15 protein-coding genes are annotated in these 15,667 nt (G+C 65.9%); 5 read left to right on the forward strand and 10 right to left on the reverse strand.

Going from position 1 to position 15,667, the window contains the following annotated elements; genetic code table 11:
• Positions 1 to 38: 38 nt before the first annotated feature.
• The gene (locus tag AB0O89_RS00710; protein ID WP_363493311.1) at positions 39 to 2,399 is read left to right on the forward strand and encodes an excinuclease ABC subunit UvrA; all 2,361 of its coding nucleotides are present in this window, start codon (positions 39 to 41) and stop codon (positions 2,397 to 2,399) included.
• Positions 2,400 to 2,749: 350 nt separating this feature from the next.
• Here AB0O89_RS00710 and AB0O89_RS00715 read toward each other — a convergent pair whose 3' ends face one another.
• A complete protein-coding gene (locus tag AB0O89_RS00715) occupies positions 2,750 to 4,348 on the reverse strand; it encodes an MFS transporter (protein ID WP_363493313.1) in 1,599 nt (532 codons plus the stop codon).
• 134 nt (positions 4,349 to 4,482) lie between these two features.
• Positions 4,483 to 5,424, reverse strand: a complete 942-nt coding sequence (locus AB0O89_RS00720; RefSeq protein WP_363493315.1) for an SDR family oxidoreductase — start codon at positions 5,422 to 5,424, stop codon at positions 4,483 to 4,485.
• Positions 5,425 to 5,536: 112 nt separating this feature from the next.
• On the opposite strand from AB0O89_RS00720, the gene AB0O89_RS00725 reads away from it, so the two are divergent.
• Positions 5,537 to 6,376 carry a helix-turn-helix transcriptional regulator gene (locus tag AB0O89_RS00725; RefSeq protein WP_363493317.1) on the forward strand — a complete coding sequence of 280 codons (840 nt, stop codon included), beginning with the start codon at positions 5,537 to 5,539 and terminating at the stop codon, positions 6,374 to 6,376.
• Positions 6,377 to 6,487: 111 nt separating this feature from the next.
• On the opposite strand, the gene AB0O89_RS00730 is transcribed toward AB0O89_RS00725, so the two are convergent.
• Complete coding sequence (locus AB0O89_RS00730) at positions 6,488 to 7,258, reverse strand: SDR family NAD(P)-dependent oxidoreductase (protein WP_300592690.1); 771 nt, start codon at positions 7,256 to 7,258, stop codon at positions 6,488 to 6,490.
• 100 nt (positions 7,259 to 7,358) lie between these two features.
• Between AB0O89_RS00730 and AB0O89_RS00735 the strand changes: the two genes are divergently transcribed.
• The gene (locus tag AB0O89_RS00735; RefSeq protein WP_300592687.1) at positions 7,359 to 8,207 is read left to right on the forward strand and encodes a helix-turn-helix transcriptional regulator; all 849 of its coding nucleotides are present in this window, start codon (positions 7,359 to 7,361) and stop codon (positions 8,205 to 8,207) included.
• A 6-nt stretch (positions 8,208 to 8,213) separates the two neighbouring features.
• On the opposite strand, the gene AB0O89_RS00740 is transcribed toward AB0O89_RS00735, so the two are convergent.
• The 5 genes from AB0O89_RS00740 to rpsA all read right to left on the reverse strand — a co-directional run bounded on the left by AB0O89_RS00740 (position 8,214) and on the right by rpsA (position 11,426).
• Entirely contained in the window at positions 8,214 to 8,648 is a 435-nt protein-coding gene (locus AB0O89_RS00740; protein ID WP_300592684.1) for a type II toxin-antitoxin system VapC family toxin, read from the reverse strand.
• Positions 8,638 to 8,862, reverse strand: coding sequence for an AbrB/MazE/SpoVT family DNA-binding domain-containing protein (locus AB0O89_RS00745; protein ID WP_300592679.1), 225 nt, complete (start codon positions 8,860 to 8,862; stop codon positions 8,638 to 8,640). Before AB0O89_RS00745 ends, AB0O89_RS00740 begins: the two co-directional genes overlap by 11 nt.
• A gap of 55 nt (positions 8,863 to 8,917) precedes the next feature.
• On the reverse strand, positions 8,918 to 9,274 hold the full coding sequence (locus tag AB0O89_RS00750; RefSeq protein WP_363493319.1) for a VOC family protein: 357 nt from the start codon (positions 9,272 to 9,274) through the stop codon (positions 8,918 to 8,920).
• A gap of 67 nt (positions 9,275 to 9,341) precedes the next feature.
• Positions 9,342 to 9,776, reverse strand: coding sequence for a hypothetical protein (locus tag AB0O89_RS00755; RefSeq protein ID WP_363493321.1), 435 nt, complete (start codon positions 9,774 to 9,776; stop codon positions 9,342 to 9,344).
• A 174-nt stretch (positions 9,777 to 9,950) separates the two neighbouring features.
• Positions 9,951 to 11,426, reverse strand: a complete 1,476-nt coding sequence (rpsA, locus tag AB0O89_RS00760; RefSeq protein WP_363493322.1) for a 30S ribosomal protein S1 — start codon at positions 11,424 to 11,426, stop codon at positions 9,951 to 9,953.
• Positions 11,427 to 11,815: 389 nt separating this feature from the next.
• On the opposite strand from rpsA, the gene AB0O89_RS00765 reads away from it, so the two are divergent.
• Both AB0O89_RS00765 and AB0O89_RS00770 read left to right on the forward strand, forming a co-directional pair.
• Positions 11,816 to 12,517, forward strand: a complete 702-nt coding sequence (locus tag AB0O89_RS00765) for a class I SAM-dependent methyltransferase (RefSeq protein WP_363493324.1) — start codon at positions 11,816 to 11,818, stop codon at positions 12,515 to 12,517.
• A 75-nt stretch (positions 12,518 to 12,592) separates the two neighbouring features.
• Complete coding sequence (locus AB0O89_RS00770; protein ID WP_363493326.1) at positions 12,593 to 13,297, forward strand: GAF domain-containing protein; 705 nt, start codon at positions 12,593 to 12,595, stop codon at positions 13,295 to 13,297.
• Between the two features lie 211 nt (positions 13,298 to 13,508).
• Here AB0O89_RS00770 and AB0O89_RS00775 read toward each other — a convergent pair whose 3' ends face one another.
• Positions 13,509 to 13,961, reverse strand: a complete 453-nt coding sequence (locus AB0O89_RS00775; RefSeq protein ID WP_363493328.1) for a hypothetical protein — start codon at positions 13,959 to 13,961, stop codon at positions 13,509 to 13,511.
• The gene (locus AB0O89_RS00780; protein ID WP_363493330.1) at positions 13,930 to 15,660 is read right to left on the reverse strand and encodes a DUF262 domain-containing HNH endonuclease family protein; all 1,731 of its coding nucleotides are present in this window, start codon (positions 15,658 to 15,660) and stop codon (positions 13,930 to 13,932) included. The genes AB0O89_RS00775 and AB0O89_RS00780 overlap by 32 nt, the downstream gene beginning before the upstream one ends.
• Positions 15,661 to 15,667 lie beyond the last annotated feature (7 nt).

The following is a 15,667-nucleotide window of genomic DNA, read 5'->3' on the forward strand; positions in this document are numbered from 1 at the left end:
AGAAGACGGATGTCGCGGCATCCGGCTAACGTGTGCTCATGCCTGCACCGACGCCGCACGCCGCCGACGCTCACGACCTGATCCGGGTGCAGGGCGCGCGTGAGAACAACCTCAAAAACGTCGACGTCGAGTTGCCCAAGCGCCGGCTCACGGTCTTCACCGGGGTGAGCGGCTCGGGCAAGAGCTCGCTCGTGTTCGGCACGATCGCGGCTGAGTCGTCGCGGATGATCAACGAGACGTATTCGACGTTCATCCAGGCATTCATGAACACGCCGCCGCGCCCCGACGTCGATGTGCTCGAGGGACTGACGCCGGCGATCATCGTCGACCAGGAACGGATGGGCGCAAACGTCCGATCCACGGTCGGAACGGCGACGGATGCCAACGCCCTGCTGCGGATCCTGTTCAGCCGGGTCGGCCAGCCCCACGTCGGCGGCCCGCAGGCCTTCTCGTTCAACGTCGCCTCGGTCAGCGGCAAGGGCGCGGTGACGATGCAGACGGCGGAGGGCAAGAAGGTCGAGCGGCGCAGCTTCACCGTGACCGGCGGCATGTGTCCGCGATGCGAGGGCATGGGCCAGATCAACGACGTCGACCTCCCGCAGCTGTTCGACGAATCGAAGTCGCTTGCCGGCGGCGCGCTCACCATCCCCGGCTATTCGGCCGACGGGTGGTACGTGAAGATCTTCGGCGCCGTCGTGCCGCTGGATCTCCCCATCCGCGATTTCACCGAGCAGCAGCGCCACGATTTTCTCTACGGCCAGGCGCGCAAGGTCAAGTTCGAGAACATGAACATGACCTACGAGGGGCTCGTACCGAAGATCCAGAAGTCGTTCCTCTCGAAGGATGTCGAGGCGATGCAGCCCCACATCCGGGCGTTCGTCGAGCGCGCTGTCGCATTCCAGCCCTGCCCCGAGTGTGGCGGCACGCGCCTGAACGAGGGGGCACGCTCGTCGAAGATCGCCGGCACGAGCATTGCGGATGCCTGTGCCATGCAGATCTCGGACCTTGCGGCGTGGGTGAAGGGCCTCGACGAACCGAGCGCCGCTCCCCTCCTGCGAAGCCTCGGCGCCCTGTTCGATTCCTTCGTCGACATCGGGCTCGGATATCTGTCGCTCGACCGCGCATCCGGGAGCCTGTCAGGAGGCGAGGCGCAGCGGACCAAGATGATCCGGCACCTCGGATCGGCGCTGACAGATGTCACGTATGTGTTCGATGAACCGACCGTCGGGCTGCATCCGCACGACATCCAGCGCATGAACCGGCTTCTCGAGCAACTGCGCGACAAGGGCAACACCGTGCTCGTCGTCGAACACAAGCCCGAGACGATCGCGATCGCCGACCATGTCGTCGACCTCGGACCCGGCGCCGGATCGAATGGCGGCGAGATCATGTTCGAGGGCACTGTCGAGGGTTTGCGCGCCTCGGGCACCCTGACCGGCCGCCACCTGGATGACCGGGCGCAGCTCAAACCCGCCGTGCGCGAGCGGACGGGCGCGATCGAGGTTCGCGGCGCAAGCTCGCACAACCTGCAGAACGTGGATGTCGACATCCCGCTCGGGGTGCTTGTCGCCGTGACGGGCGTTGCAGGGTCGGGCAAGAGTTCGCTGATCCACGGGTCGGTCGCCGGGCGCGAGGGCGTCGTCGCGATCGATCAGAGCGCGATCAAGGGTTCGCGCCGGTCGAGCCCCGGCACGTACGCGGGGATGCTGGATCCGATCCGTAAGGCCTTCGCAAAAGCAAACGGCGTCAAGCCGGCCCTCTTCAGCGCGAACTCCGAGGGCGCCTGCCCGGTGTGTGGTGGGTCGGGCGTTATCGTCACCCAGCTCGGGCCCATGGAGCAGGTCGAGTCACCCTGCGACGTCTGTGACGGCAAGGGCTTCGACGAAGCCGTTCTGGAGTTTCGACTGGCCGGCAAAACCATCGTCGAGGTGCTCGACATGTCGGCATCCGAGGCCCTCGCCTTCTTCGGGGCGGGTGAGGCGAAGGTACCGGCGGCCGCGACGATCCTGGGGCGGATGGTGGATGTCGGACTCGGCTACATCCGGATCGGCCAGCCCCTGCCGACGCTCTCAGGCGGTGAGCGGCAACGGCTGAAGCTTGCCGTGCAGATGGGCGAGAAGGGCAGTGTCTACGTGCTGGACGAGCCCACGACGGGCCTGCACCTCGCGGATGTCGAGAACCTGCTCGCCCTGCTCGACCGGCTCGTTGATTCGGGTGTGTCGGTCATCGTGATCGAACACCACCAGGCGGTGATGGCTCACGCCGACTGGATCATCGACCTCGGCCCGGGCGCGGGCCACGACGGCGGCCGAGTCGTGTTCGAAGGCACCCCCGCCGATCTCGTGAAGGCCCGCTCGACGCTGACAGGCGAGCACCTCGCCGAGTACGTCGGCGCCTGACGCACCCGCCGCGCTGCGCGCAGCATCCGTGCCCGCGCGCTGCGCGCAGCATCCGTGCCCGCGCGCTGCGCGCAGCATCCGTGCCCGCGCACTGCGCGCAGCATCCGTGCCCACGTAGCGCACTCCGTGCGCCGCGAGACACCCCGCGCTGCGCGAGACACCGTGCGCCCCGTGAGGCACCGCGCGAGGAGGGGTGTCTCAGCACCCGAGCAGTGTTTCGTCCGGGGCAGGGTATGTCACGCGCCGGCCCCGGCATCTCCCACGTTCGCAGAATGGCGCGAAGTTCGCAGGTTGTGCCACCGGTATTACGAGGTACGCGCGAAACTGCGGAGTTCGCGCCCCCACCAGACTCAGGCCTTGTCTGCGTCAGCCTTCTCGTAGGAGGCGACGAGTTCGAGTTCCTTGGACTTTTTGGGCAGGAAGATCCAGACGACCGCCGCGCCGATCGCGATAGCGACGGCTCCGACGGCGTAGGCCGCGATCGCGCCGGTCTCGAGCGACTGCTGCGCGGCCTGGATGATCTGGTCTTTGTACTGCGGGTACTGGTCGGCCACGTGCAGCGCCGATGCGTACGAGGCCTGGAGGGCTGCGGTGACCTGATCGCTGATGCTCGAGGCTTCGGAGGACTCAGAAATGAGCTTGCCGAACGCGTGAGCGAAGCCGGCGGCGAGGATGGCGCCGAGCACACCCTGCATGACGGATCCGCCGAGGTCGCGCTGCAGGTCGGCGGTGGCAGATGCCATCCCGACTCGGCGGACCGGAGTCGATTCGGTGATGGCGCGGGATGCCGGTGTCATGGCGAATCCCGCGCCGATACCGATCACCATGTAGCCGAGCGAGACGTACCAGAACGGCGTGGTCTCGTTCCAGAACAACGCCATGATGAAGCCAACGAGCACGAAGACGTAGCCGAGCATCATGGTGAACCGCGAGCCACGGGTGAGGACGAGCTTTGCCGAGTGCGGGGCGACCAGCAGCAGGCCGATACCGGCGGGAACGATCGAGAGGGATGCCTCGAGCGTGGAGTATCCGAGGATGTTCTGCTGGAACTGCTGACCCACGAACATCGCGCCCATTAGCGACCCGAAGACGATGAGACCGCCCGTGGCGGGTGCCCAGAACATCCGGCGCCGGGCGACCTTCAGGTCGTAGAGCGGGCTCTTGGCGGTCAGCTGGCGCCACGCGAACAGGGCGATCAGGACCACCGCTGAGATCAGCAGGATGACGCCGAACGTGCGCGTGGTCGGCACGAACACTGTCGAAAGGCCGAGCACGATCGACCCGATCATGAACACCGAGATCACGCCACCGAGGTGGTCGACCTTGTCCTTGTTCTCGGCGACGTGCGACGGCACATAGAGCCACACGAGGATGAACCCGGCGATCGCGAACGGCACCGCGAGCAGGAATGCCGCTCCCCACCAGAACCACAGCAGCAGGATGCCGGCAAGCACCGATCCGATGACGGTTGAGGTGGCACTGACCGCCGACCAGAGGGCGATCGCGAGGGTGCGCTGCTTGCCAGGCCCCCACAGCGCCGTGATGAGCGAGAGGGTCACCGGGTAGGCCATGCCCGCCGCGATACCGGTGAAGATGCGCGCGACGACGAGCATCTCGATGGACGCCGCGAAGGCCGCGAAGAAGCTGATGATGACCGTGAGCCCGAGGCCGATGACCAGCAGCTGCTTGCGTCCGTAGCGGTCGGCAACGGCGCCGAGGTAGAGCACCGACATCGCGAGGCCGAGCGAGCAACCGACAGCGACGAGGTTGAGCGCGGTCTGCCCCGCCCCGAACGCGTCGCCGATGTCGGGAAGCGCGATGTTCGCTGCCGCGAGGTTGATGTTGCAGACCAGCGCACCGAGGATCAGCGCGGTCAGCACGAGCTTCGGCCGAGCGGGTGCGGCGGGGGCGGCGGGGGCGGCGGGCACGGATGCTGCAGCGTCGGTCACGCGACCACACTAGCGATGCTCGGTCAGCCCACCGGACGGTTGGGCTTCTTCAATTGCCGCAACACGCCGCGACGTCGCTGCCTGACCGGCAGCTTGCGGCAAGTGAACTCTCCGAAGCATCCGGTGCGTCGGCGTCAGGCGGCCGCGGCAGGGGCGAACCTCACGCGCGCGAGCTCTTCCGAAGCGTCCCAGAGGCGCGCGGCATCCGTCTCGCTGCGCAGCGGCTTCCAGAGTTTCTGGCGCCCCGGCCGACCGCCGACCTGTCCGAGGCCCTGCGGCCCGAAGAACTCGCCACCCTCTCCGGTCGTCGCGGCCATGAGCGCCGGCAGCGCGGCCGACTCCGGCGTCCCGGCGAGGCCCAGCCGCGACATCCGTCGCACGAGCCGGATGTCGCTTGTGTCTTCTGTCCTGCCGATCTCGGGCCGCGCGGCAAGCAGACTCGTCGGGGCCACGCCCGGGTGCGAGATCGTGCTCGTGATCCCCCATCCGGATGCGGCGCTGCAGCGCTGCAGCTCGAGACCGAACAGCCCGCAGCCGAGCTTGGACTGCCCGTACGCGCGCATGTCGTCGTACTCGCTCTCCCAGTTCAGGTCGTCCCAGTTGATCCGCGCATTGCGCGCCGCGATGCTCGTCTGGGTCACGACGCGAGCACGGCCGGCACGCAGCAACGGCAGCAGGTGCGCCGTCAGGGCGACGTGCGAGAGGTGGTTCGTGCCCAACTGCATCTCGAATCCGTCGGCGGTGACCTGCCGCGCGGGCGGCCGCATCACGCCGGCATTGTTGATCAAGACGTGCACGGGCGCACCCTCCTCGCGCAGGGACTCCCCGAGCGCGGCGACGGATGCCAGCGACGACAGGTCGAGGTCGCGCAGCGACACCTGCGCGTCCGGGTGCGCCGCGCGGATGCCGGCGATGGCGGCCTCGCCCTTCGTGCGGTTGCGCACGGGAAGCACGACCTCGGCGCCGGCTCCCGCGAGGGACCGGGCGATCACGAAGCCGATCCCGTCGCTGCCGCCGGTGACGACGGCACGGCGTCCGGTGAGGTCGGGCAGGGGCAGATCGTAGGTGCGAGGCATGTCGATTCTTCTTTCGTCCGGAGGGATGGCTTCAGCATCCGTCGCCGGGCGAACCGTATCCACGGCCTGACGATCCGAGGCTGCGCACGGCGATCTGGGAGAGGATGCCTACATGATCGATCGACCCGGACTCGCGCACTTTCTGCGCACCCGCCGCGAGGCGCTGCAGCCCGAGGATGTCGGGCTCTTTCGGGGCGCTCGCCGGCGCACAAGCGGCTTGCGACGTGAAGAGGTCGCGGCCCTGTGTCACATGTCGGCCGATTACTACTCCCGTCTCGAGCGCGAGAAGGGTCCGCAGCCGTCGGAGCAGATGGTCGCCGCCATCGCGCAAGGGATGCACCTGTCGACCGACGAGCGCGATCACCTCTTCCGCCTCGCCGGCCATCGTCCGCCCGAGCGTGGCGCGGCATCCGAGCACGTCAGTCCCGGGATGCTGCGGATCCTCGACCGCCTCACCGACACCCCCGCCGAAGTCGTCACCGAGCTGGGCGAGACGCTGCGGCAAACTCCCCAGGGCGTCGCACTGGTCGGAGACCTCATGCGCTTCACCGGCCCCGCGCGCAGCATCGGTTACCGCTGGTTCACCGATCCGGATGCCCGCGGCATCCATTTGGAAGAAGACCACGAGTTCTACTCCCGCATGTATGCCGCGGGCCTGCGGACGATCGCCGCGCAGCGCGGGCCGACCTCGCGCGCTGCGCGATACGTCGAGCTGCTGCTGGCCGAAAGCGCGGAGTTCCGCGAGTACTGGGATCGGCATGAGATCGGCATCCGTCCCCGGGAGCTCAAGCGGTATGTCCATCCCGAGGTCGGGCTGCTGGAGCTGACCTGCCAAGTGCTGACGGATGCCGAAACCTCGCACAGTCTGCTCGTCTACACGGCCGTCCCCGGGAGTGAGAGCGCCGAAAAGCTTCAGTTGCTGGGCGTTCTCGCCCGCGCGGGCACCCGGTAGCCCGTCGGGGCCGTGGCTAACTCCTGAAAGATCCGCCGCGAGCGGCCCGTTGAGCCGGAATCTAGCCCCACGGCCACCGATCTGCAGGAGTTAGCCACACCGTTGCCGGCGCTACTCCCCCGCGGCGTGCGGGTCGGAGGTGTTCAACGCCGCCACGACCTGCAGGTAGTCGCCGCGCGCCTCGCCGTAGCGCAGGAACTTCACACGCTCGACGAGAATCTCGGATGCCTCGGGCTGCGTCTCGAGGAGGGTCATGACCTCGTCGATGAAGTCGGCGAGCGGCAGCGCGTTCGGGTTGGCCTCGTGTCCGGGCATGAGCTCGGTCTGCACCGCCGGCGGCACGAGCTCCAGCACAGATACCGACGTTCCGGCGAGCTGTAGCCGTAGCGTCTCGCTGAGCATGTGGATCGCCGCCTTCGACGCGTTGTAGCTCGGTGTGACCCGCAGCGGCGCGTGCGCAAGTCCCGACGAGACAGTCATGATCGTGGCATCCGGCCGGGTCTGCAGGTGTTCGATCAACGCCGCGATGAGCCGGATCGGCCCGAGCACGTTTGTCGTGATGATCTCTTCGGCGGTCGGCAGGAATCCGTCCGCACGGGTCCAATCCTCGGCCCGCATGATGCCGGCCATCGTGATCAGGACGTTCAGGTCGGGGTGGTTCTCGAGCACGGTAGCGGCGGCAGAACGGATGCTGTCAGCATCCGCCGTATCGATCTGCACCGTGTCGATGCCGGGGTGCGCGTCGCGGATCTCGTCGAGCAGCGCCGTCCGACGCCCGCCGACGATCACGGTGTTGCCGCGCTCCTGCAGCCGAAGGGCGAGAGCGAGCCCGATGCCGCTCGTGGCCCCGGGAATGAAGATGGTGTTTCCGGTGATGTTCATGTCTCCACCGTGCGCCGGGGTGCGAGGCCGCGGCAGAGAGCGGATGTCCAGGGATTCGCGGTCCCTGGAACGGATGCCGACAGCCGCGCATACTGGCGGAATGGACCGTGACGCGCTCGCCGAGTTTCTCGTGCATCACCGCTCCGCACTCCAGCCGCAGGATGTCGGCCTCTCAGCCGGGGCGCGCCGCCGCACGCAGGGGCTCCGACGCGAGGAGGTCGCGCAGCTGGCGGCGATGTCGACCGACTACTACACGCGTCTCGAGCAGCGCCGCGGACCACAGCCAAGCACGCAGATGCTCACTTCGCTCGGCCGGGCGCTGCGTCTGAACGCCGAGGAGCGCGACTACCTCTTCCGCGTCGCCGGGCACAGCGCGCCCGACCGCGCCGCGAGCGACTTCGTGTCACCGGGCCTCCTCCGCATGATGGATCGGCTCACCGACGTGCCCGCGTTCATCCTCACCGCCCTCGATGAGACGCTCGTGCAGAATGCGCCGGGCCGGGCGCTGTTCGGCGACGCGTCGGTGTTTACGGGGCTCGAGCGCAGTGGCATCTACCGCTGGTTCGCCCACCCCGACACCGCCCGCACGGTCTACCCCGAGAGCGATCACGCCCGCCAGTCGCTCGCGCTGGTCTCGTCGCTGCGGGCGGCGTATGGGGCGATGGGTCCGCGTTCGCGAGCTGGCGAGATCGCCCGGGCGTTGGAGGCCCAGAGCGCGGAGTTCGCCGAGCTGTGGCCAAGCCAGCGGGTCGGGCGCCGGTTCGAAGACCACAAGGTCGTCATCCATCCCGAGATCGGGCCGATCGAGGTCGACTGCCAGGCCCTGTTCACCGAGGATGCCTCGCAGACCCTCGTCGTGCTGACGGCTCCCCCGGGCACGGATGCCGACAGCCGCCTGCGCCTGCTCGCGGTGCTCGGCACGCAGCAGTTCAGTGACGTCGACCGGTGAGCCGGCTCACTCTTCGCTGGATGGAGTAGGCGGAGCGATCAGTTCAAGCCCCGGGAACGACGTGCGATATCTGCGAGCGTCACGGGTAAGTAGCGTGTGACCGCGCACAAGCGCGTGGGCGCCGATGTAGAAGTCCGGCAGAACCGCCGAGCGCGACCCGCCCCGCTGTCGGTAACGGGCGAAAGCCTGCGCTGCCGGGAACCCCGCGTCGAAGGGGATGCTTTCTCTGGTCAGCGCGAGCGGCGCAAGCGCTGCGTCGACATCGGATGCCGCTGCGAATCTCACCGACAGCTCGGCGAAGATCAGTTGGTTGATCAGGATGGGGCCGCGGTCTATCGCCGCGGCCAGGGCGTCGCTCGACCACGCACCCCATCGGGGATCATCGGTGAGAACGTCGAGCAAGACGTTCGTGTCGACGAGCGTCGATCGCTCAGCTGTCACGAGTCAGCGCGAGGATCTCGTCGGTGGATGGTCCCGGGCCAGCTGCGCCACGTATGCGCAGCACCGCGCGCTGACCGGGAGTCAGATCGTCACGATGGATGATCCGCAGAACTCCCCCGTCATCAATGACTTCGACCTCGTCGCCGGTTGCGAAACCGTGTTTGTGGCGCAGTTCGGCTGGGATAGTCACCTGTCCCTTGGCATTCAGCTTCATCTCACACCCCGTATTACACCGACGCTCTTCAGTGTAATACCCCGCGTAGCGCCGACTACCGGGTGGCGTCGATGACGCAGAAGCGGTTGCCCTCGGGGTCCTCCATGATGATGTAATCAGCGTTGGCGGGGCGCTTGCTCCAGTGCACTTCGCGCGCGCCGAGCGCGGTGAGCCGCTCGACCTCAGCGGCTTGGTCGTCGGCGTACAGGTCGAGGTGGATGCGTGGGGGAAGCATCCGGGTCGAGGGCACTTTGTCGAGTGAGACGTTGGGGCCGTCCCCCGAGCGCGGGCGCAGCAGCGCGAAGTCGTCGTCGATCGGTTGCCGCGGCTCGTAGTCCAGCGCCTGCGTCCAGAACCGAAGCTGCGCGGCGAGGTCGTCGACACGGATGACGATAGATCCGACGGTCAGCATGGCTCGACCGTACGCGCGACGGATGCCGTCAGCAACCGGTCCCGGCCGCCAGGCCTCGCGCCACAGATCACCGCACGACGAAGACGTTCTCGGCGAGCTTGACGGCTCCGTCCGGCGCGGGGTCACCATCGGGCACGAGCTGGTACGTGGCAGAGGTCCCTCTGCTCACACCGAGAACGCCGCGAGATGTGCATCCGGTCGACGCCTGGTCGTGGGCGACCAGCACAAGGCAGAACTTGAGTCCCTCGGCTCCGATCCCGCGCACGGCCCACACCTGCGTGCCGTCGTCGTCGCCGGCGTACCGCGACATGCTCTGTGTGAGATCCGAAAGCAGGTCACTTGCAGCTTCGGGCAGCGTGTCGACGTCTTCGGCCCCGGTGTCGAAGATGCCGTACGTGTAGGTGCGCGGCGAGTTCGTCGGCTCGGGTGTCGTCTCGGTGCACCCGACGAGCCCGAGCACGCCAACAAACCCCACAGCAAGTACTGCGATCCCCCGATGCATGCGCCCAGTGTGCCACAGCACCTCCGGTCGTTGAGCGAGCCCGCTCCCGGTCGTTGAGCGAGCGAAGCGAGACGAAACGCCCCCACCAACACCAGAAGGCCGGGACCCCCGTGGGGATCCCGGCCTTCCGTTGCTGTGTGGTGCTACCGGCTGTGACGCGGGTGGTGCCGGGTCTTAGCGGCCCGAGAGCTTCTCGCGAAGGGCCGCGAGTGCTTCGTCATCCGCGAGCGTGCCCACGGGGCTTTCGCTCGAGTACGAGCCGGAGCCGGATGCAGATGCACCGCTGTAGCTGTCGTCGGCTTCCTTGGCAGCCTCGGCCTCGGCGGCCTTGGCAACCGTAGCCTTGTGGGCTTCCCAGCGCGCCTGGGCTGCAGCGTATTCCTGCTCCCACTTCTCGCGCTGCTCGTCGAAGCCTTCCTTCCACTGGTTGGTCTCGGGGTCGAAGCCCTCGGGGTACTTGTATTCCCCGTTCTCGTCGTACTCCGTGACCATGCCGTAGAGGGCCGGGTCGAACTCGACACCGAAGGGGTCGATGGACTCGTTGGCCTGCTTCAGCGAGAGCGAGATGCGGCGACGCTCGAGGTCGATGTCGATGACCTTGACGAAGACCTCTTCGCCGACCGACACGACCTGCTCGGCGAGCTCGACGTGCTTGCCCGAGAGCTCGGAGATGTGCACGAGGCCCTCGATGCCGTCTGCGACGCGAACGAACGCACCGAACGGAACGAGCTTGGTGACCTTACCCGGTGCGATCTGGCCGATCGCGTGGGTGCGGGCGAACACCTGCCACGGGTCTTCCTGGGTGGCCTTGAGCGAGAGCGACACGCGCTCGCGGTCGAGGTCGACCTCGAGGATCTCGACGGTGACTTCCTGGCCCACCTCGACGACCTCGGATGCGTGCTCGATGTGCTTCCACGAGAGCTCCGAGACGTGCACGAGACCGTCGACGCCACCGAGGTCGACGAACGCACCGAAGTTGACGATCGACGAGACGGTGCCCTTGCGGACCTGGCCCTTGTGCAGGTTGTTGAGGAAGTTCGAGCGCGACTCCGACTGGGTCTGCTCGAGCAGCGCACGGCGCGAGAGCACGACGTTGTTGCGGTTCTTGTCGAGCTCGAGGATCTTCGCCTCGATCTCCTGGCCCAGGTACGGGGTCAGGTCGCGGACGCGACGCAGCTCGATCAGCGATGCGGGGAGGAATCCGCGCAGGCCGATGTCGACGATGAGTCCACCCTTGACGACCTCGATCACGGAACCGGTGACAACACCGTCGTTCTCCTTGATCTTCTCGACGTCGCCCCAGGCACGCTCGTACTGGGCACGCTTCTTCGAGAGGATGAGGCGGCCTTCCTTGTCCTCCTTCTGGAGAACCAGCGCCTCGACCTGGTCGCCGACGTTGACAACCTCGTTGGGGTCGACGTCGTGCTTGATGGAAAGTTCACGGGAGGGGATGACACCCTCGGTCTTGTATCCGACGTCGAGGAGCACCTCGTCGCGGTCGATCTTGACGACGGTGCCCTCGATGAGCGAGCCGTCGTTGAAGTCCTTGCCCTTGAGGGTCTCTTCGACCGCGGCCAGGAAGTCCTCAGCAGATCCGATGTCGTTGATCGCAACCTGCTTGGTGGCCGGGGCGGTCGTTGCAGTAGTCATGTAGTGGGTTGTCCTTGGATGGTGTTGTAGTCGGGGCCAGGCTCGAAATCCGGGCAAACGGATGCCGCACCAAGGCCAGGTGGATTGGGTTATGCGATGTCACTCCCCCGCGTTCCCGCGGGCAGGCATGCAGAACGAAGCCCACGAGTGACACTTCAGGATATCAGAGTTGGGGGTGCGATTCGACGGCGGCCCCGCTCCCCCTCGGCCTCCTAGATGGCGGAGACGCCCGAGGACTTCACGCACGATCGTGAGAGTGCCGCACGAATCAGCGACCTTTAGTGGGACCTGCATCGCGCCGGGTTATTGAGGAACCCGGCGCGCGGCGCCTGACCCTCGCGCGCGCCTCACGGTTGGGCCGCGGGAGTGACCTAAGCCATACTGAGCAGGTGCATGCGACGCCGTACGATGCCATCGCCAACGAGTACTACGACAACGTTCACAAGACTTGTCGCAACTTCGATGCGACCACGGTAGCTGCGCTGGCAGGCATCCGATCGAACCTTCCATCGGGCAAAGTGCTGGAGGTTGGCGCCGGTCGCGGACGCGCCAACGAATTCCTGGGAATCGAGCCGCAGCGTGTCGTTCAACTGGACAATTCTGAAGCCATGCTCCGCCTCAAGCCGCGAGAGGATTCGTTTCTCAGGGTGCTGAACGATGCGGAGAGTTTGCCGTTCCCTGATGGCGAGTTCGACCTGGTGCTCGGCTTTCTTTGCGATCCCTTCCTGGGCCTCAACTTCCTAAGTGAAGCGCGACGCGTACTCAGACCGGGCGGCATGTTGGTCGCAACTACTCCTAGCGAGACCTGGGGTAAGGCTCTTCGCGGGGGTATTGGAGTCGATGGCATGGAAACGCGCTTTGTCCTGCGCGATGGGAGCACCGTAAAGGTGCCGTCGGCGTTGTACCCAGTTGCCCAACTGAGGTCCATGCTCGAAGCTGCGGGATTCAAGGGCGAGAGCATCGAGATCAACTCGCACCACCTTCCGCACAGCGCGGAACCGGTGTCGGACGACGTCATTGCCCCCGCGAAGCAACTCGGAGTCTCGCCGCATGATCTCGTACTGTTGGATCTCATCGAGGCCCGAGCCTGAACTATGAAGTCGCTCCTACGAGGAATATCCCGACGCCAGCGTTATCGAGTCTATGCACGCCTGGGAGCTATCTTTGTGGCGGCGGTTGCGGCTTACTTTTTCGCGCTACTCGTCCAGGAAAATCGCTACGAGTGGGCGCTGATTCCAGCGGTCATACTCGCGGCCGCAAGCATTGCCGAGTTCGTTGTCACAGATCTTCTCCTCGACAAGCGGTTCCCGCCTCGAAGTGCCGCACTGCTCGAACGTCTACAGCAGAAACTCATCACGACGCCTATCCATAACGAGATCGTGTCCGCGCTGAACTCTTGCGTTAGTGGGTTTCACGGCTGCGACCCGTCGAAGATCAGCTCAACATTGCACTTGCGTGTTGACGTGCTCTCTGAAGAGGATTCGGAGACCGTTCCCTCCCTCATACAGGTCGCTAACTACACGCGACCTTCTCTCGGGGGTCCGAGGTGGCGAACCCTTAATCCCGCGGTAGGGCTGGTGGGCAGATGCCTTCGATTGAACGACCTCGTATGGGTTAACTTTCGAGACCGTGCGGAGTACGACTACAGGATGGTGGCCGAGTTCGGTTTCGCGCCAGAGGATGTCCAACGACACACGACGAGTGCACGCTCATACCTGGCGTCGCCCCTTCGCGACAGCGGACGTCTCGTGGGCGTTCTGTATTTCTTCTCCACAGAACCGCAAGTGTTCCCAATAGCTGCGGACCAAGATCAACTCACCCGTGCCGGCGACGAGATACTCCGCCTCATGCGCGTAGCGGAGATTCTCTGACTCATATCTGCCCGTGGTACGACCGACATTGGCGCGATCTCAGCGGCCCGCACGGGCGTGTCCTCCCCCGATAGTCTCCCGATTGAGGCAGACGAGTTTCGCGATCGTGTCCAGTGGCCTCGACACGACCGAGGACGGCCGGCCCGTGCACGAAGGACTCGCAGACCGCGTTCTCCTCGCCGTCACGGTGGTGCAGCTTCCCCAGTCGCGACTAGTCGTGAGCCATAGCGGGTTCTCCGTTCCCCTGAGCACCTAGGAGCTGTTCACGAAGTGCGTTGAGCCACGGCCCGTTCTCGACCCGCCAGAAGTACCAGGCGTTCCCGCTCTTGCCTTCACGGACAACCCTCGCGGCAGCTGCAGGGCTCGAATACGTCTTGCCCTCGTAGAGGACCTGTCCCCCGGCCAGCACTTCGCACCGCGCATCCGGCCATCGGTCGTCGGTGCAGACAAGTACCGCGCCCACATCGAGAAGACCCGCCTCGATGAGGTGGGCGTAGCTCGCAGTCGCCTTCGACAGACGCGAGGATCGATCAATCACCTTTCCTTGGTGTCCGTCCGGCACCGGCCAGGTGTCCAAGAATGCCTTCGTAAGCTCAGCGGTGCGCTCGTCGATCAGCAACTCGTCCCAGCCTTCACTGGAGCGATCGACGACTACTCGGTTCATGAGGAACACGTCGTGACGGCGCATAGCGGCGCGCTTGCCCCCCCACTCCGAGCCACGCGCTGTTCGAAACCGAGGCGTTGAGCGATCCCGTGAGGAGCGTGAGGTTTCCGAGACGGTGCACGTGATCATCGCGATCGGCTTCGTCTGCAGCACCGTCGACGGGCCAGTTCGTCCGCCACCCCCGCGGCAGAAGATGCTCGATCTGTTGCTTGTCGCGTGCCACACGGATGCCCGTCCTCGACGCGCCGGGCGAGGTGTAGCCGCGGTACCAGTCCTCGGCCGCCTGAAGGAGGAGCCGCTGCATTGGCTGCGAGAACCGACGGTAGAAGTGCTCTGTCGCGAGCACCGAGGTGACCTCCGCGTCACCTGGCCAATAGGTGCTCGCATACTGTTGACCGGTCAAGTATCGCTCGACTGCTTCGGTAAGTTCCGGCTCGGCAACTCCTCGCCCGACCGAGATGAGATCGGCGGCGATGCGGCCGAGGTCGCTGCTCTGCAGTCGCAGAAGCCTACGCCGGATGATCCAGCTCTCGACCATTCCGATTACTTGATCGACGACCGGCTGCGAGTAGCCGGCGCCCGGCTCCGTCAGCCACAGCACGACGGGCTTCGTGATCTCAACCTGCGCTACACCCATCCGGTACATGTGGAGTTCGAGACGACTGAGGTCAGCGTAGGCGTCCGCGGCACGCTCGGTGAGGTGCTGATAGGTCTTTGCCTGCTCGCTGATCAACTGGAGCAGCTCGACCATCGAGAGCGTCGTCTCGTGTTCCACGAAGAACTTGAAGCGGGTAAAGGTCGAGCGGGGGCTGATCTCTTTGCCCACCCGGGACACGAGCCACTGGCTCAGGAAGACCGCGCTGCGCGTCGTCGCGTAACGACCGACGCTGACCTCCGTCTCCCAGAACTTCGACTCGAACGGCCACAGCTCCCTATACGCGCGCTCTTCATCCTCACCCTCGAGCTTAAGGCGCTGGAAGACGAAGTTCTTGATGAGGTCCGCCGCGGTGAGCGGCGTGCCGCGTGCGTTCAGCGTCTCAAAGATCTCCTGAGAGTCCTCGCTCGCGTTGAGCTGGATGACGACCAACTCAAGGGCATTCTGGAGAGCTACTGAAAGCGCGTCGGCTCTCACTGGCGTCGGCTCGGGTCCCTCGTCGAGCCACTTGCCCACGCGGCCGTAGAAGTACTCATGTGCCCTAACGATCAGCGAGTCACGGTGCGAGAGTTCGGCGTATTCGATGGGTGGGTCCGCCTGCATCACCTCCTGAAAGGCGACTCGATCACGGTTCGTGTGGCGGAGCTTCAGCCCGGGCTTGTCCGTACCCAAGAACATCGCACTGTTGTGGGTCAGGAACTCGAGCTGACCGGTAAGCGCCGCCAGCTCGCGAGCGGTGAACGCCGCCGCGGTCGCGTCCAGCACAAGCTGCAGTGTAGTGAGTCGCTGCTGACCGTCCACGATCAGGAACTCCTGCACGCCGACCGGCTGCGCGTCCGCCTGCTGCGTCACGACCGCCCCGAGGAAGTGGGTCGCAAGCGTCCCCGTGCTACCCAGGCGGTGCTCCGCGATACGACGGATGTCGGCCCAGAGCGGCCCCCACTGCTCGTCCTCGTTCCATACGTACGGACGCTGATACAGAGGGACCGTGAGGTGCTGCGGCATCCCGAAGATGCCCTGGGGAGTGGTTACATCAGTTTTCATGTCTCAC

Origin of the sequence: Microbacterium sp. NPDC076895 (assembly GCF_040687115.1) — a bacterium.
Taxonomy (GTDB): domain Bacteria; phylum Actinomycetota; class Actinomycetes; order Actinomycetales; family Microbacteriaceae; genus Microbacterium.